Origin of the sequence: Spirosoma radiotolerans (assembly GCF_000974425.1) — a bacterium.
In the GTDB taxonomy this organism is placed as follows: Bacteria; Bacteroidota; Bacteroidia; order Cytophagales; family Spirosomataceae; genus Spirosoma; species Spirosoma radiotolerans.
In genome coordinates this window covers 47970-65680 of the sequence record NZ_CP010429.1, presented here as the reverse complement: position 1 = coordinate 65680, position 17711 = coordinate 47970, and the positions used below count along the sequence as shown (strand labels likewise).

The window sequence follows — 17711 nt, the reverse complement described above, 5'->3', positions numbered from 1 at the left end:
TCATGTGGGGTTCTGGCTGTCAGCAACCATAAACCGCACACGACAAACCACGAACTGTTATTTATAACTCCGCTGTGTCAATTTCACATTCTCAAACTCAAGCAACTCTTTGTTGAGTACTTCGGGTTTTCCTTCACCCTGATACTCCCAAGCCGCCACATAGGCGTAATTGGCATCGTCACGCAGGGCTTCCCCATCGGGCGTTTGGAACTCTTCCCGGAAGTGACCACCGCAGGATTCGTTACGGTTCAGCGCGTCGTCGACCATCAGTTCGCCAAGCTCAATGAAATCAGCGACACGTCCTGCCTGCTCCAGCGCCTGGTTCATCTCCTCCGACTCGCCCAACACTTTCACATTTGTCCAGAACTCTTTTTTCAGCGCCTGGATCTTTTGCTTGGCGATCTTCAGCCCTTCTTCGTTCCGCGCCATACCGCAGTACTCCCACATAATATGGCCCAGTTCTTTATGCAAATCATCAACCGGCCGTTCGCCTTTGATCGTCAATAATTGATTGACCTGGTCGTGGATTTTCTTTTCGGCCTCTTTAAAAGCGGGGGCATCGACGGATATTTTATCCGCGGGCCCAATCGTTGCCAGGTAATCACCAACGGTATACGGAATCACGAAATAACCATCAGCAAGCCCCTGCATCAGAGCCGAAGCGCCAAGACGGTTGGCGCCGTGATCCGAGAAGTTCGCTTCGCCAAGGGCATACAGACCCGGAATGGTCGTCATCAAATTGTAGTCTACCCACAAACCTCCCATCGTATAGTGAACAGCGGGATAAATCATCATCGGTGTTTCATATGGATTTTCGCCGGTGATCTTTTCGTACATTTCGAAGAGGTTACCATATTTGGCTTCAATCGTTTTCTGACCGTCGCGCTTGATGGCATCGGCAAAATCCAGGTAAACAGCCAATCCTGTTTTACTTACTCCTCGCCCTTCGTCGCACATGTTTTTCGCATTTCGAGAAGCTACGTCACGAGGTACGAGGTTACCGAAAGCAGGATAACGGCGCTCCAGGAAGTAATCACGAGCATCTTCGGACAAATCAGTCGGTTTCAACTCACCTTTCTGAATCCGCCGTGCATCTTCTTTTGATTTCGGTGCCCAAACCCGGCCGTCATTCCGCAACGACTCCGACATCAGCGTCAGTTTGGACTGGTAATGGCCCGATACCGGAATACAGGTGGGGTGAATCTGTGTGAAACAGGGGTTTGCGAAATAAGCTCCCTTCTTGTGGGCACGCCAGGCGGCTGTCACGTTGCTACCCATCGCATTAGTCGACAAGTAGAATACGTTGCCATAGCCACCTGTGCAAAGCAACACGGCATGAGCCGAATGCGACTCAATTTTACCCGTGATCAGATTACGGGTCACGATTCCCCGTGCTTTTCCTCCTTCGACCACCAGATCGAGCATTTCGGTCCGTGGGTACAGCTTCACTTTCCCGTTGGCTACCTGACGACTTAACGCCGAATAGGCACCCAGCAGCAATTGCTGCCCCGTTTGACCACGTGCGTAGAACGTACGTGATACCTGGGCGCCACCAAACGAGCGGTTTGCCAGGGTACCGCCGTACTCACGGGCAAAGGGAACGCCCTGGGCTACACATTGGTCGATGATATTGACACTGACTTCGGCCAGCCGGTGAACATTTGCTTCACGAGCCCGATAGTCACCACCTTTAATGGTATCGTAGAATAACCGGAACACGCTGTCGCCATCGTTCTGGTAATTTTTAGCCGCGTTGATTCCACCCTGGGCCGCAATGGAGTGCGCCCGGCGGGGACTATCCTGAAAGCAAAACGCTTTTACATTATAGCCTAACTCGGCCAGCGACGCAGCCGCGGATGCACCGGCCAGACCTGTGCCAACTACAATAATATCGTATTTCCGCTTGTTGGCTGGATTGACCAGCTTCAGGGAAAATTTTTGCCGTGCCCATTTTTCGGCTAAAGGACCTGCGGGGATTTTAGATTCCAGTTGCATATTTAAAGAGCGAAAGAGCGAAAGAGTGAAAGACTGGTCCGCCGAAGCAGTAGGAGAGTGAAGCGTGAATAATTTCCATTTTTTCGCTCAGGCAGTCTTTCCCTCTTTCGCCTTTAAATGATGTGATGAACCTGTAAATACACGTAAATTGGCATGGCTGCAAAAGCCGCCGGAATAATGATTGCAAAGAAATACTTGCCTAACATCTCGATGAGTGGCGTGTATTTTTTATGCCGGACACCGAGCGTTTGAAAACCACTCTGAAAGCCATGTGCCAGGTGATAACCAACCGCAACCATACAGATAACATACAGAACGACGTACCATAACTCGCCAAAGGCCACTTTCACAACCGCGTAAAGGTCTTTGTATTGTTTACCGTCGTACTCGGCCATGGGGACCGAACCAAAGTGCATTTCGTACCAGAACGTACGCATGTGAATGATGATGAACAGCAACAGAACCGTACCCAGAATACCCATGTTGCGCGACGACCAGTCGCTGTTCGCTTCTGGCTTGCTATACGCATACTTAACCGGCCGCGACGACTGATTGTGGCGAGTCAGCACATAAGCCATCAATGCATGTACCAGAATGGAGGTATAAAGGAGGTACGATACGGTCATAATGAGCGGGTTATGCGTCATGAAGTACGTATACTCATTGAAGGCCCTACCGCCGTCACTCTTAAATAGCTGGAGATTACCAGCCATATGTACAATTAGAAAAGAACTTAAAAACAGTCCCGTCAGCGACATTATGACCTTGCGGCCGAGGGAGCTGGACAGAGTTTGTGTTACCCAAGCCATACGGTGAACGACACGAAATTATAGTGTAAACGATTGAAAAAAAGCCGGTTTAAACGGCGCTTCAAAGCTAAAGCACAAACCCGATGGAAACAACATTACGCGCTACTATCAACCATTTTATAACTTATTTACAGCCTATATAAATTACAGAAACTGCTTAATTTAAGAACAGCCTGTTTTAGTCGATTGTTCGTTTCGTCCTGTTTTTAATTCGGTAACTTATGTCTGATCAACGTAATTTTTACACAAAGGAAAAGAACTAATTGTAACCAATTCACTATCAATACAATAGCATCGAAGTTAGTACCAACTTTTTGAACAACCACATTTATCCAGCTATTTTGCACCCTTCGACCGATTTATCTCTTTATATGAAAGCATACGTATTTCCAGGTCAGGGTTCTCAATTCCGAGGTATGGGACAGGATCTTTACCAACAGTCCGATGCAGCCCGTCGTTTGTTCGAGCAAGCCAACGAGGTGTTGGGATACAACCTCACCAACATTATGTTCAATGGCACCGACGAAGACCTAAAACAAACAATTTACACGCAACCTGCGGTTTTTCTGCATGGTGTAATACTGGCCCTAACCTCTGCATCATTCGCTCCGGATGGGTTCGATGTCTCAATGGTGGCGGGCCACTCACTGGGCGAGTTGTCAGCCCTTACGGCGGCCGGTGTTCTTTCGTTCGAAGATGGGCTCAAGCTGGCGTCTGTCCGCGCAACGGCCATGCAGCGTGCCTGTGATCTGGCCCCCTCGACCATGGCGGCCGTGTTGGGCCTTGCCGATGACGTCATTGAGCGAGTTTGTGGAGAAATCACGGAAGAGATTGTTGTTCCAGCCAATTACAATTGCCCCGGTCAGGTAGTTATTTCGGGCAGTGTGGCGGGCATACAGCTGGCCGAAGAGCGCCTGAAAGCGGCCGGCGCCAAACGTGTTGTGCCACTGGCCGTGAGTGGCGCCTTTCACTCTCCGTTTATGGAGCCTGCGCAAACCGAATTTGCCGAGGCTGTTCAAAACATGCCCTTCAGCGCCCCCCGTTGCCCTGTTTACCAAAATGTGAATGCCATCGCGGTAACTGATCCGCAGCAACTAAAAGCTAATCTGATCGCTCAATTAACGTCGCCAGTTCGCTGGACACAATCCGTTGAGCAGATGGTCGTGGATGGCGCAACCGAATTTTATGAGTGCGGACCAGGCAAAGTGCTGCAGGGATTAATTAAAAAGATTAGTCCAGCCACCCCGTCAATGGGCGTATAACGAACTAATAGCGACTTGATTATCAACAGAAAGCCAAATACCGGCGTAAAAATGCTGTTTTTTTTGCGCCGGTATTTGTTTTTAACCCCATCGGTCCGCTATCTTTGCACTCGCAATTACAAAACAGTCCGATAGTATAAGGGTAGTACGACAGATTTTGGTTCTGTTTGTGGAGGTTCGAATCCTTCTCGGACTACAGCAAAGACCCCCAATATGTTCAAGAAGAACGTATTGGGGGTCTTTAGCTTTATCCCCTGTTACATATATTCGGTTGTAAAATCAGTCGGTTGGCATTGGCAACTTGTGTAACAGGCCTTTATGTACTGCGCGAAGAAGACCAGTTACTTTCTCTGCTGGAAATTTCATATAATTACAAACCATGAAAAGACTACTATTTTTCTGTCTGGTTCTGTTTTTAGCCGGAGCCTGTAGCCGAGTGTCTATTCCGACGACAAAACGCGTTGTCTTAACAGGAATAGACGCATCCAAAAAACCCGGGGATGATTTTTTTAGCTACGCCAATGGTATCTGGTATGATACTGCCCGGATACCAGCCTCCCAAACAGGTGTAGGCTCCTATTCCTTCATGAATTACCCGCAGCGCATTCGGATGCAGGCAATCCTGGACAGCATTTCGGCAAGGACTAATCCAGCAGGCAGTATCGAACAAAAGGTGGGTGATTTTTACGCGTCCGGCATGGACACAGCAGCGATTAACAAACGAGGGTTTGAACCCATCAAACCTCTGCTCGCCCGCATCAATGCCGTGACCGATGCGGCTTCGTTGCTGAAGCTAGTGGCTGACGAACAAAAAATAGGGAACGGTTCCATGATTGGCTTTCGCGTGGGGCCCGATAACAAACGGAGTACAGTCAATATTGCCCAGTTTTACCAAACAGGAATCGGTTTGCCAGAAAGGGACTATTATATTAAGACCGATTCATCGACGCTCACCATTCAAAACGCATATAAGAAATACCTCACCCGTTTGTTTGAATTGACAGGGGTTGACGCAATGTCTGCCGAGAAAAATGCAACGGTTGTTTATGAACTTGAAAAACAATTAGCCACCGCCCATAAAACAAATATTGAACGCAGGGATGTTAAGGCAAACTACAATAAACTGGCGGTTGCTGCCCTTGCCCAAAAACAGCCTGCCTTGAACTGGACAACCTTGTTAAGCAACTTAGGCGTAAACGTTGATTCGGTTAACGTAGCACAACCGGCTTATTACGACAAACTGAATACACTTCTGCAATCTGTTGCTATTCAGGATTGGAAAGTTTATGTAAAAGCTCATTCGCTAACCAACTATTCGACTTTCTTAAGCCAGCCGTTTGTGGATGCCTCGTTTGCGTACTCAAAAATTCTGACCGGACAAGCGGTGAAGAAAACGCGGGCCGAAGAAATGACGCAAGCGGTTGACGGCTCCCTCGGCGATGCTCTGGCCCAGTTGTATGTGAAAAAATATTTTCCGGAAGCGGCCAAGAAACGGATGGCGATACTGGTCGACAACCTGGAAAAAGCATTTGAAGCACGCATCAACCGCCTAGAGTGGATGAGCGATTCGACCAAAATAAAGGCGAAAGAAAAACTCTATGCCTTTACCGAGAAAATCGGTTACCCAGATAAATGGCGCGATTACTCCAATGTGGCTGTGAAGCGGGACGCTTATTTTGAAAACCAATTATCGGTTTCTAAAAATGATTACCGCTACAACCTGGCTAAAGTAGGGCAGCCGGTCGACCGAACAGAATGGCATACGACTCCGCCCACGGTAACGGCTTATAATAATCCTCCGCTCAACGAGATCGTTTTCCCGGCGGGCATCTTACAACCTCCCTATTTCGATGTCAATGCTGATGACGCGCTGAACTATGGCGGCATCGGCATGGTGATCGGTCATGAAATAACGCACTCGTTTGACGATCAGGGAGCACAATTTGATAAAGTTGGCAACGTAACCAACTGGTGGACAAAATCGGACTATGCCAAATTCAAAGCAAAAACCCAGCAGGTAATCGATCAATACAATTTATTCACCGTACTCGACTCCGTGCATGTAAAGGGGGCTTTGACCGTAGGCGAAAACACCGCCGATATTGCGGGCGTTGCTATTGCGTATGATGCCTTTAAATTGACCGAGCAGGGACGGGACACCATGAAACTGGATGGCTTTACCCCTGATCAACGTTTTTTTATCTCAATAGCCAGAATATGGCGCGTAAAAACAAGAGATGCTTTTATGGGCATGTATGTCAACACCAATCCGCACTCACCGGCCAAGTGGCGGGTGAACGGACCGCTGATGAACTTTACCCCTTTTTACAAAGCCTTTAATGTGCAACCGGGCGATAAAATGTATAAACCCGAACAAGAAAGAATAACTGTTTGGTAACGCTCGACCGATGAAAATAGCCACCTATAATGTCAATGGCATAAACGCCCGGTTACCTGTCCTCCTGCGTTGGTTGACCGAAACGGCGCCAGATGTGGTCTGTCTACAGGAATTAAAAGCGCCCCAGGAGAAATTTCCCCAGCAGGCCATCCGCGATGCGGGATACAGTGCTATCTGGAAAGGACAGAAAAGCTGGAATGGAGTGGCCATTCTTGGGCGGGGTATTGAACTGGCTGAAACTCGCAGCATGCTTCCTGGTGATGATCAGGATGAGCAAAGCCGCTATATAGAAACGATTGTAAATGGGATCTCGGTTGGCTGCCTCTACCTACCCAATGGCAATCCGGTTCCTGGTCCAAAGTTTGACTATAAACTGCGCTGGTTTGACCGGTTGATTACCTATGCGGCTTCCTTACTGGAAACCCATACACCAACCATTCTAGCGGGTGATTTTAATGTAATTCCGACGAATTTAGATGCCTCTCAACCGGAACGTTGGGTACAGGATGCGCTGGCTCGCCCCGAGTCACGAGCGGCTTATGATAAATTACTTGAATTAGGCTGGATCGATTCGCTTCGAAAGCTTAGTCCAACTCAGTCGATCTATACCTACTGGGATTATTATGGGTATGCCTACCAGCGGAATACCGGGTTGCGCATCGATCATATGCTGGTCAATAGTGAGCTTTCGGAACAGGTACTGGAGGCTGGTGTTGACCGGCACGTCAGAGGTTGGGAGAAAACCAGCGATCATGCCCCAACCTGGATTAAGCTATCCAGGCAATTTACGAACCCAGTGGGTTAACTTGTTCATCTGGTAGTAAAACCCACTATGTGCGGATTCTGGTCGATGGGTAGAAAACGTTTACCCTAACAACTTTATCCAGGCCAGACATAGCTACGGCGGATGCCCTGCTCCACCTTATGACTCACGGTCAAACGGTAGCACTGCTAAGCGAGGTAATCCAGTCTTGTACTTATTGCTTTGTTGGCCTCAGCCAGTATGCCCGGTCATGGCCCAACGGTGAGTATTTGCTTCAGTTTATTGTAACCCGTGTGGACTTCCCAAAGGTCTGTATTGGCCAGCCGGATACTGTAAGCCGGATTTTGGGCCAATGAGCGATAACTGTCAGGCAAATGCAGTAGTAGCTCATAGCGACCGGCCTTTACGGCAGCGGGAAGTTGGAGTTTGTGACGAAGCTGATGAGAGCCAGGGGACAATCGACGGACATCCGTTTCTACCGTAATGTTATGAATGACTCCACTCGCCATGTTTCGCAGGATAAGTTGAAGGGATCTCGGGTTATAGGGAGCGCTATAGCCAACATTAGACAAAGCCAAGTCAATTTGCAGGCGCTGACCTACGTTGATCCGATCGGGAATCGTAGCGGATCGTAGCACCAACCGGTACCCCAGTCGGCGCCGAATATTATCCATGCACCCCTGGGCTTGCCAGTCATTATTCACATCGTTATTATAACTAGCATTCAGGTAGCTGTAGTGCATCAAGGCCATCTCCTGCTCGGCCCGACCCAGCGGTGCGCAATCATTTTGTGGGCTAAACGCATCATCACAGGTTTCGCCCCCTACGGCCGTGTACCGGCTATCCTGCGCCATATATCGACGTAGTGGAGCGGTAGCCGGGCCACGTTTGGTCGACGAGTTGCCGACATCATAAAAGGTGCCATAATCATCGGGGCTGGCTAGAAAGCAGTCGTTATGAAACCCGATTCGGGCAAGATCAGAAGCCTGGTATCCATCCCCAGCGCCCATAGCGGCCGAGGTAACTGGCGCTTTGGGCCCGTAGATAAACCGCTGTTTGATCTGCGGAGTACGGACCTGCACCATGCGATCCTTAGGCAGAGCTTTCAGCAGAGCAGCCAATACCTGATTACGATCCATCCAACTGCTGTCTGGCACCACGCCAAGACTATTGGTAGACGCATCGCCAAAATAATCGGTAAAGTAGTTTTCGCCCCAGATTCCGATAAAGCCCATTTGCAGCACAGCAATAACATCTGCATGTTCATGAAGCAGAGGACTTAGCTGACTGATATGGGCCAACACAATGGCTTTGGGGGCGTCGCCATAGGGTGGACATATTTTATATTGATCCGGGCAACTACCTGTGGTGGCCTGATCCGTATAGGCGAACCGGAGAATGAGCTTGACACCCGCCTGGCGGGCTATGATAAAGTCCTGGTCTACCTTTTTAAGAAAGTCTTCGCTTAAGGGACTGTTTTTGAAGGTTTCCAGTCGATAACTTCGATACACTAGAGAACACTGGATAGGATAGCTAGCCTTGGAAGTACGCTGGGCCTGGGTTCGGTACCTGCCCAGTGTAGTCGCATCGAGGGGCACAAACCTGGCTGAAGAAGTACTGATCGGAATATAAAAACCTCGTTCGGGATTAGGAAAATCCTCCAGGCTTTCTGCATACGTCGAGCGATGGGTTTGTGCCTGGAGGGCTGTTTGGCCAATTAAGATAAAGAAAACTAAGTCTGACAACCGCCGTAAGAACTGGATCATGGGTGCAAATTACATTGTATGCCTTAAAGATAAGTTTCTTTACTTGTCGGTTGAATCAATACGATAATTCAAGCTGTGAGATAACCTTATAAGGGCTTAAGGTTTATAGAAAAGTTGAATAAGAGTCAGGGTTGGCAGCCCCAATTTAGAAAGGTTAGGGTTATTCCGGGTGAGCCATGAGTTAGTAAGCAATTTATCAATATGTCACTGGGTGAGCCGACTAGGCCCATCCGCTTAGCCAGTTAACGGGTAAAATAACCCGTTTTGGCATAAAGCGATTGGTCTATGGTGTAACTTGGCCCTATGATGCGATTCTCGTACCTACTAATGTTGAGTGTAGGGCTGCTGGCCGGTTCGGGCAAAGCAACCGCTCAGGCCATCGTTATTAAAGGCTCATCGGACGGCAGAATAGCCTTTAAAGAAAAATGGCTATTTCGAGCCGGTGACAGTACAGAATGGGCGAGCCCATTGTACAATGACCGCCACTGGACAGCCATTGCTCCCAGTGTTGACCTGGACGAGAATCCTCAGCTTTGGCAAGCCCGGCAGGGCTGGTTCCGGCAAAAATTTCGCTTCCGGCGCCCCCCAAGTCAAGACCTTACTCTAACTATCCGGCAGTTTGGTCGCTCGGAGGTCTTCCTGGATGGGCAACGGCAGGCATTGCTCAAACCTGTCCGCTACGACTCTGCAGGATCGCAGCGAATCGTGGGGTTCCTGCCCATACGAATTACCGATACCAATCAACATACTCTGGCGGTGCACTATGCGTTCCGGCCAGACCCGTTGATTGGCGCGGTCGTTGACAAAGCGCCGTTTCGACTCGATATAGACCCCGCTGACCGGGCCGGGATTCATTTGCTGGACGACCAGCAAATGGGAGCGGGCTTATCGGGTCTGATGACGGGGGTTTTCGGGTTGTTGAGTTTGCTGCATTTCCTGTTTTACCGGGCTAACCCGGTGCAAACCGTACATCGGGTGCTGAGTGCTACGATGCTGGCTTTTGCCCTGTCGTTTTTATCCGATTTGGCTGATCATTATGTTGGTACTCTCACGTTAGATTCCCTACGCGGGGCCCTGGCCGTCCTGAGCATCAATTCGGCTTTCGCTTTGTTGCTCTTGTCGGTCTATACCTACCTGGGCCGACGTCCAGGCGGATTGTTCTGGAACCTGGTGGTGGTACAGATGATAGCGGCCTTCTACACAATTGTGGTCTCTCCCCCGCCCGACAACCTGTTCTGGATTCCTTTTGTCGGGGTGCTCATCGAGTACATCCGGGTGAGCTGGCTGGCTAAACGACATAACCCTGACGCAGACGCCCGGCTGCCCTGGAATTCGCTGAGAGTGACGCTGTATGCCGTGTTGGCGTTGATTCCAGTGGCGATCCTGATGGGTATTTTGGTAGGCAAATATAAGATGAGTGCCGCCGAAGACTGGGTGATGATTCCTATGGTGATGCTGGTCCTGTTGGCCATGTTCAGCATCCCACTGGGTTTATCGCTTTCGCTGGTGCGCGACTATGCCCGGACATATCGGACACTGCAGAAAAAATTGCAGGAGGTTGAACAGCTCTCGGCCCAGGCCATGATTCAGGAGCAGGAAAAACAACAACTGCTGGCTCGTCAGAACGAGGTATTAGAGCACCAGGTGGCCGACCGAACTGCTGAACTAACTAAATCACTGAGCGACCTGCAACGTACCCAACAACAACTCATCCAGAAAGAGAAGATGGCCAGTTTAGGCGAACTGACGGCGGGCATTGCGCATGAGATTCAGAACCCGCTCAACTTTGTCAATAACTTCTCGGAGGTGTCCGATGAACTGGTAGACGAACTGCGGGCAGAACAACACAAGCCCGTCCGCGATACCGGGTTGGAAACGGAGTTACTGGATGATCTTAAACAAAACCTGCAAAAAATCACCCAGCACGGTAAGCGGGCTTCGGCCATTGTGAAAGGGATGCTCGAACACAGCCGTTCCAGCTCGGGAGAGCACCAATCCATTAACCTAAATGCCTTAGCTGATGAGTATCTCCAGATCGCTTACCAGGGCCTGCGGGCTAAAGACAAGGGATTCACAGTTGAGTTGGCGACCGATTTTGGGGCAGATTTACCGTTGCTCGAGGTGATTCCCCAGGAAATTGGCCGAGTGCTGTTGAATGTGTACAACAACGCCTTTTACGCGGTACGCCAAAAACAGAAAACTACGAACTTTGATTATCGACCCAAGGTCGCCTTACAGACTCGTCAGGAGAATGGGCGTATTCTGATCCGGGTAAGCGACAATGGAACGGGCATGCCCGAATCGGTCAAAGAGAAAATATTTCAACCCTTCTTTACCACCAAACCAACCGGAGAGGGCACGGGTCTGGGCTTGTCGCTCTCTTATGACATCATTACTAACGGACACGGGGGATCACTGCTGGTGGAAAGCCAGGAAGGAGAAGGGAGCGCATTTATCATTGAGTTACCCAATCCGGGCGTCGAATAAAAGGCTACCAATCATTCTCAAAGTCGCTCTCAATAAGACTCATACTCGTATTTGATGTACGACTGAACATCAGGAGACTCCCTCACATTGGTGTGAATAAGCGTAAGTAATCCATTGGTATACGTCATTTCACAGCCCTCATAGATAATGTTGTTTTTGTTGAACATTTCTGCGTTGGGTGTTCCGGTCAGCAAGCCAAACGTAGGATTAGGTTTATCATCGTGCCGATATTGGACGGTCCATACCGGGTTGGAGCCGGGAGTAAGCGTTTGTTCCGTCTTGATAGCATTCCCGTGATCGTACGTATAGCGCGTAGTCCCCGTCCCATTTCCTGAAGTTACTATTGTCTTTATCGGCAGCTTATCGGCCCCATACTCCAGCGTTATGGTCTGTGTTAGCTTAAACTGCCCATTTCTATTCACATCTTCATACACAGTAACCTGGGACAAATTGCCTTTGTCGTCGTAGGTATAGGTAAGGCGAGCCGGTAAAAACGAAGAGGCTGGCAACCGTTCTGCGCTGGTTAGCTGCCCTTGTTGATCATACGTAAAAACGGTAGTTTGGTTGGGTGAATCATCTGTAGCGCCAGCCCGAATGGTGTAATTCGTTAACTGGCCCGCTTGATTGTAGGCGTAGGTATAGGTAGTCGTATTATGTGTGCCAGTCCGGATAGCCTTTTTTAAGCGGTATTGTGTGGTAACTGGCGACACTGACGGACTCGATGTGACTACTGAAGTTGAGTCTTCCTTACAGGATCCAAAGGCAGTCAACAAGAACAGGCATACAGACCACGTACAGAGCGAAGTTGATTTAATAAGGTACATGGTTTATTCTGGTATTGAGGGTTGGTATGTATGATGAAAGCAACGTCGCTGCTTTAGCTACCTATCAGGGAATGCCTACACGAGTCAATGGCCGTTACTAAGGCTTGAGACGGAGTGGAAAGCGATAAACGAGAGTCCATAAAATGCATTAGCTAACTATAAAAAACCGCTTGTATAATGGCCTGTTATCGATGCACTAAAGCTCGCCGAGCTCTAGTGTGTTTTATTTTGTTTTCGTCGGGCCATCCTCGTTTAGGGTGGCCTGATTTTTTGGGTGAAAGTCGGTAACCAACTTCATTATAGAACCTATTAGCCCGGCCTTTATTCCCTCATTAGCTTCACCAGCAGCACCAGAACCGGGCCACTTTGTTGACTCAAATCATACTTCGTTACCGGAAAACGGGCAAAATATGCACTTCATCGAAATAAGTTCATAAAGAGATGACGAACACACAAATTTGTATTACTAAGCCGCCTTGGAAGGAAGGCGGTTTACCAAGCCCATAAATAAGAAAGAAATGAAAGCTCAAATCAATGACGAAGAACTGATCCGACAGTATTTACCCACGAACCCTACCGCCTGTTTCGAGACCCTCTACAACCGCTATGTTAGTAAAGTCTACAACCGGTGTTTGTCGATGACCAAAGATGCCGAAAAAGCGGAGGACTTTACCCACGATATTTTTATACGCACCTTTGCCCGCCTGGATCGTTTTCAGGAGCGCTCAACCTTTTCGACCTGGCTCTATTCTATTTCGTTTAACTACTGCCTGGATCAAATTAAATTGTCGAATCGGTTAAACACCACATCACTTGACGATGCCTTAACCAGTCAGTACATCGATACGGACGATTACGCGCCACAGGAGGAGCAAATGCGCGACCTGGCTAAAGCCATGGATAATCTGTCTCCACAAGATGCCGACCTGCTACGTCTGAAATACCAGCAGGGTATGAATATTCAACAGATTTCTTCTCACTTTAACATCAAAGAGAGTGCTGTGAAAATGCGCTTAAAACGGTCACGCGATAAAGTTAGGCAACTCTATGAAGCCGTTGCGTACCAGGATTAATTACGGAGCAGGAGTTCTTACCGTTAACCAATTGGCGTTTGTCGTTAAGATTGCCTAACCATCAATCCGTATTTCATGTTACCTGTAAAGGCTCACGCTAAAGCCTGAACAAACGCATGGATAACGAAACAGTTAAGCAGGATCTCTATCAGGCAATTAGAGAATTTCTCGATTTGACCCCATCGGCCGACAACGAAACCATATCGACCTTATTCACATCTATCAAGGTCTTTGCCGATGAACTACCGGTTTACCCAAAGGCACAGACCCAAGCTGAAGTGAACGCGTACAACCTGGCCCATGGCGAAAGTGATGCTGAATTGATTTATTTCTCACCCACGGAGTGGAACAATTCAGATTCAATCGAGGATAGAGAGTCAAAGCTGAGCCGCTTGCAGGAACGAGCTATGGAAATCGAACGTATCCTTCGGGCTGATTCGTAGGACCGATCAGCGTTACTAGCGCTTACCATAAAGTTCGCGTAGGCTGTCAACATAAGCCTCCGTGTGAGTTTTGCCCAGCAGTTCATAGCCATGGTCGATCAACTCCTGATAGGTCAGCTCCTCGCTTTTTACCCCATGCGCGGTATTTTCGGCCACAGCCATTCGGCAAAGCTCATGGTTGATCGAGTCGTTTTTCGTGCTTGACCCTACCCGTATGTCGTACCACATGGTTTGGCTACGGTATTTTTTGTCTAACGGCTTCGTACCACAACTTAATACGGTCAGAGCAACAAGCAGCATAAGCAGGCATTTGGGGAGATTTTTCATACCGGCAAATTACAACATCAGCACGGCATGCTAAAGATAGTACCAACATCATATAGCACAGACCACCATTCACTCATGAACTTTTTACCTAAAAAATCCCGTTGGCTTGAACCAGCGGGATTTTTTGTAGCTGCTATAAAAACATAAAGCCGCTTTCGTAAAAGCGGCTTCGGACTCATCTATAGGCTACAGGACCAAGCTTGAGGCCCCGGAAGGAAATACGGAGGAACTGACTTAAAAAAGGTTTTTGATGTCAATTCGACGGTGCATATGTTCTTTATCTTTAAAAGGAAGCATAACCATTACCCGACCGTGTTCGTGAATAGCGTCGATCTGGTCGACATCCACGAAGGACGGAATATCCAGCACCCGCAGAAACATAGGTACGGCCAAACGCTGGTTGGTACCGTCTTCCAGAGGCTGGTTGGATGTGCTGACCAATAAGGTATAGAGAACGAGTTTGTTGCCCTCGACCAGCACATTAAACGAATTGGCGCTTACGCCGGGAGCAGACAGGGTAATTACCAGGCGTTCGTCTTCACGCTCAACATTCATGGTCGTTTGAGTCGAACCACCGTAGAGCGTATTCAGCAAGTCAATTTGACCGCCTGTTCCCTGAAACACATTTTCTATCGCTTTCATAGTGGATGTTGTTTACTGTTCTAGTACTAGTTCTTAGACAAACCTCGTGCCTAATGGATTAATCGACTATTTTTCAGCCAGCTTGTCAGCATAATAGCGTCCATTCTGGCCAAATAATGCCGTTTTGGCACGATAAGCACCTGTTTTGCCATTTTTTGCATAATATTCACTAAAACCCAATAGTGTTGCCATTTGTGGTCTGTGTGTGGTTGTCTTTCTACAAAATACCACAATGCATTTGGCGTACAAAAAGCCGGTATTCATGGCGTACCTTTGCAAAATCATGCATATTAGAATTGGCACTCGAAGCAGCCGCCTGGCGGTTTGGCAAGCAGAACATATACAATCGCTACTGCAGGCAGGAGGATTAACCTCCGAGTTGGTTCTTATTGAGACGAAAGGCGATCTGGTACTCGACCGGTCGTTGGCGAAGATTGGTAGTAAGGGCGTTTTTACACAGGAACTGGAAGATCAACTCCGGACGGGAGCCATTGATATTGCCGTTCATAGCGCGAAAGACCTACCCTCGAACTTACCGTCAGACTTACATATCATTGCGTTTACCGAGCGCGAACCCGCCAATGATGTACTGGTCAGCCGCAACAAAAACCTCTCACTTACCAGCGGAGAATCGTTTCGGATTGGCACGTCCTCTACCCGACGGGTGGCTATGCTCAAGCATTATTGTCCGCACATAACCACAGTCGATATGCGGGGCAACCTGCAAACACGGCTTCGCAAACTTGATGAAGATCAGTGTGACGCCCTGCTGCTGGCCTACGCGGGCGTTCACCGGATGGGTTACGACGATCTGATTGTGGAGCGATTGCCCCTTGCCGAATTCACACCCGCTGTAGCGCAGGGAAGTATCGCGGTTGAAGTAGCTACCTCCCTGTCTGGCGAGGTGAACGAGGAGATCATTCGGCTCGTCAATCATACACCCACGGAGGCTTGCCTGCGCGCCGAACGGGCATTTCTGGCCCGGCTTGAAGGAGGGTGTAGTATTCCATCGTTTGCGTTGGCTCAATGGACGGAAGAGAAAACAATTAGCCTGACCGGTGGATTGGTAAGTCTGGATGGTCGTGAGCTAATTCGGGATACGTTTGCTGGCGCACCGGAAGAATCGCCATTAATTGGGCACTCGCTGGCCGAAGCCATTTTGGCACGCGGTGGTGATGTATTATTGCAAGACATTCGCGCACACTTATGATGCCTACCATTGCCCAGTCTGACGAAGACATCCGCCGTTGTTTGCCCGCTATGCTGGCGCTTCGCCCACACCTGACACCCGAGCAGGCCTTCGAGCAAATCCGCTTTCAACAAGCCAATGAAGGCTTCGTGCTGGCCTTTATTGCGGGCGATGACCCATCGGCGCCCGCGCCTGCCGTAACAGGCTATCGCACGCTGAATTTTCTATACAGTGGCAAAACGATTTACATCGACGATCTGTCGACGCTGCCTGCTGCGCGGGGAAAAGGGTACGCCAGCGCCCTGGTCGATTTTGTGGTGGAGCAGGCCCGCCAGACTGGCTGCCAGTGCGTGTCGCTCGACTCAGGTCAGAACCCGGCCCGCTACGATGCCCACCGGCTGTATCTCAACAAAGGATTTAATATAACCAGTCATCATTTTAAACTGGATTTGCTGTAGTATTTTGCACGAGCCGTTTCTGCTTTTCTGTTTTAACTTGCTACTATGAATCTGTTCCGAATTAGTTGGAGTAATCTTAAAGACAAACCCTTAAGCAGTTTTCTGAGTGGGCTTCTCATGACATTCGGCATCACGATTATCTCGCTGTTGCTGTTACTCAACAAGCAGTTAGATGACCAGTTCCGCAAGAATATTAAAGGAATCGACATGGTGCTGGGCGCCAAAGGAAGCCCGCTCCAGTTGATTTTATCCAGCATTTATCAGATTGATTCGCCAACGGGAAACATGCCGCTTGAGGAAGCGGAGCGCCTGACACGCAACCCGATGATCAAAACGGCCATTCCTCTCTCAATGGGCGATAATTATCAGTCGTTCCGGATTGTTGGGACCAACAAGAAATACATCGATCACTTTGGCGCTTCCATAGCCCAGGGAAAACTGTTCCAGCAAGAGTTGGAGACCGTGATTGGCCCACGGGTGGCGGCTGTAACGGGCCTTAAGATTGGTGACACCTTTGCCGGTTCGCACGGGCTGGACAAGGACGGCGACGTCCATGCGAACACCAAGTATAAGGTTGTCGGCATTTTAAGTCCGACAAATACCGTTGCCGACCAGCTTATTCTTACGCCTTTATCGAGCGTTTGGGCTATTCATGAACACCACGAGGCCCATCATGAAGCTGGTGAAGCACAGGAAGATGAAGCATCTGAAGAAGCTCCCCGCGAGATAACCAGCATGCTTATTAAATTTCGGAACCCAATGGGCATGATGCTGGCCCGAGGCATCAACAGCAACTCTAAACTTCAGGCGGCCCTACCTAACATTGAGATTAACCGACTGTTTTCTTTACTCGGTGTTGGCGTTGAAACACTGCGCGGACTGGCTGCTGTCATCATGCTCATTTCGGGCATCAGCGTGTTTGTATCGCTCTACAACTCATTGAAGGAAAGGCGCTACGAGATGGCTCTGATGCTATCGATGGGCGCTACCCGTGCTCAACTGTTCGGCATGTTACTGCTCGAAGGTCTGGTACTTGCCCTCATTGGATTTGTTTTAGGTGTTTTGTTTAGCCGCCTTGGTTTATGGCTGTTCTCAAACAGTGTATCATCTGAGTACCACTATAATCTGGCTGCGTTTAATATTCTGCCTGAAGAGTGGATTTTGTTAGGTGTTGCTATTCTCATTGGCCTGCTGGCAGCAGCTCTCCCAGCGCTGGGCGTATACCGGATGAATATTTCCCGAACATTGGCAGAAGAATAGAAGAGGGATGTATGA

General features: G+C 49.0%; 16 protein-coding genes and 1 tRNA gene. 10 read left to right on the top strand and 7 right to left on the bottom strand.

What is annotated here, in order from left to right; genetic code table 11:
* Positions 1–57: 57 nt before the first annotated feature.
* Positions 58–1995, bottom strand: coding sequence for a fumarate reductase/succinate dehydrogenase flavoprotein subunit (locus SD10_RS00280; protein WP_046375155.1), 1938 nt, complete (start codon positions 1993–1995; stop codon positions 58–60).
* Between the two features lie 113 nt (positions 1996–2108).
* Positions 2109–2753 (bottom strand): succinate dehydrogenase cytochrome b subunit, encoded by a 645-nt coding sequence (locus SD10_RS00275; RefSeq protein ID WP_046375154.1) that lies wholly within the window; start codon positions 2751–2753, stop codon positions 2109–2111.
* Between the two features lie 422 nt (positions 2754–3175).
* Here SD10_RS00275 and fabD point away from each other — a divergent pair, with 422 nt between their 5' ends.
* The 4 genes from fabD (at position 3176) to xth (ending at position 7269) form a co-directional block, all read left to right on the top strand.
* A complete protein-coding gene (gene fabD, locus SD10_RS00270; protein WP_046375153.1) occupies positions 3176–4066 on the top strand; it encodes an ACP S-malonyltransferase in 891 nt (296 codons plus the stop codon).
* Between the two features lie 125 nt (positions 4067–4191).
* Positions 4192–4262, top strand: a tRNA-Gln gene (locus tag SD10_RS00265).
* Between the two features lie 183 nt (positions 4263–4445).
* A complete protein-coding gene (locus SD10_RS00260) occupies positions 4446–6464 on the top strand; it encodes a M13 family metallopeptidase (protein WP_046375152.1) in 2019 nt (672 codons plus the stop codon).
* Between the two features lie 10 nt (positions 6465–6474).
* Positions 6475–7269: an exodeoxyribonuclease III gene (gene xth, locus SD10_RS00255; RefSeq protein ID WP_046375151.1), complete on the top strand. Its 795-nt coding sequence runs from the start codon at positions 6475–6477 to the stop codon at positions 7267–7269.
* A gap of 206 nt (positions 7270–7475) precedes the next feature.
* Here xth and SD10_RS00250 read toward each other — a convergent pair whose 3' ends face one another.
* A complete protein-coding gene (locus SD10_RS00250; RefSeq protein WP_052731023.1) occupies positions 7476–8993 on the bottom strand; it encodes a DUF4832 domain-containing protein in 1518 nt (505 codons plus the stop codon).
* Between the two features lie 303 nt (positions 8994–9296).
* On the opposite strand from SD10_RS00250, the gene SD10_RS29905 reads away from it, so the two are divergent.
* A complete protein-coding gene (locus tag SD10_RS29905; RefSeq protein ID WP_227699096.1) occupies positions 9297–11480 on the top strand; it encodes a sensor histidine kinase in 2184 nt (727 codons plus the stop codon).
* A 29-nt stretch (positions 11481–11509) separates the two neighbouring features.
* Here the strand turns inward: SD10_RS29905 and SD10_RS00240 are convergent, their stop codons facing one another.
* Positions 11510–12190 (bottom strand): hypothetical protein, encoded by a 681-nt coding sequence (locus tag SD10_RS00240; RefSeq protein ID WP_046375150.1) that lies wholly within the window; start codon positions 12188–12190, stop codon positions 11510–11512.
* A gap of 632 nt (positions 12191–12822) precedes the next feature.
* Between SD10_RS00240 and SD10_RS00235 the strand changes: the two genes are divergently transcribed.
* Both SD10_RS00235 and SD10_RS00230 read left to right on the top strand, forming a co-directional pair.
* Positions 12823–13377 carry an RNA polymerase sigma factor gene (locus SD10_RS00235; protein ID WP_046375149.1) on the top strand — a complete coding sequence of 185 codons (555 nt, stop codon included), beginning with the start codon at positions 12823–12825 and terminating at the stop codon, positions 13375–13377.
* 116 nt (positions 13378–13493) lie between these two features.
* A complete protein-coding gene (locus SD10_RS00230; protein ID WP_046375148.1) occupies positions 13494–13820 on the top strand; it encodes a hypothetical protein in 327 nt (108 codons plus the stop codon).
* 15 nt (positions 13821–13835) lie between these two features.
* On the opposite strand, the gene SD10_RS00225 is transcribed toward SD10_RS00230, so the two are convergent.
* From SD10_RS00225 to SD10_RS30205, 3 genes are all read right to left on the bottom strand, one after another.
* Entirely contained in the window at positions 13836–14147 is a 312-nt protein-coding gene (locus tag SD10_RS00225; RefSeq protein WP_148562355.1) for a hypothetical protein, read from the bottom strand.
* Positions 14148–14381: 234 nt separating this feature from the next.
* Positions 14382–14789, bottom strand: coding sequence for an Hsp20/alpha crystallin family protein (locus SD10_RS00220; protein WP_046375146.1), 408 nt, complete (start codon positions 14787–14789; stop codon positions 14382–14384).
* 66 nt (positions 14790–14855) lie between these two features.
* Positions 14856–14981: a hypothetical protein gene (locus SD10_RS30205; protein WP_262507346.1), complete on the bottom strand. Its 126-nt coding sequence runs from the start codon at positions 14979–14981 to the stop codon at positions 14856–14858.
* A 91-nt stretch (positions 14982–15072) separates the two neighbouring features.
* Here SD10_RS30205 and hemC point away from each other — a divergent pair, with 91 nt between their 5' ends.
* The 3 genes from hemC to SD10_RS00205 are packed head-to-tail and all read left to right on the top strand — an operon-like array spanning position 15073 to position 17696.
* On the top strand, positions 15073–15999 hold the full coding sequence (gene hemC / locus SD10_RS00215) for a hydroxymethylbilane synthase (RefSeq protein ID WP_046578847.1): 927 nt from the start codon (positions 15073–15075) through the stop codon (positions 15997–15999).
* Positions 15996–16436, top strand: coding sequence for a GNAT family N-acetyltransferase (locus tag SD10_RS00210; protein WP_046375145.1), 441 nt, complete (start codon positions 15996–15998; stop codon positions 16434–16436). Before hemC ends, SD10_RS00210 begins: the two co-directional genes overlap by 4 nt.
* Before the next feature lie 45 nt (positions 16437–16481).
* Positions 16482–17696, top strand: a complete 1215-nt coding sequence (locus tag SD10_RS00205) for an ABC transporter permease (RefSeq protein WP_046375144.1) — start codon at positions 16482–16484, stop codon at positions 17694–17696.
* Positions 17697–17711 lie beyond the last annotated feature (15 nt).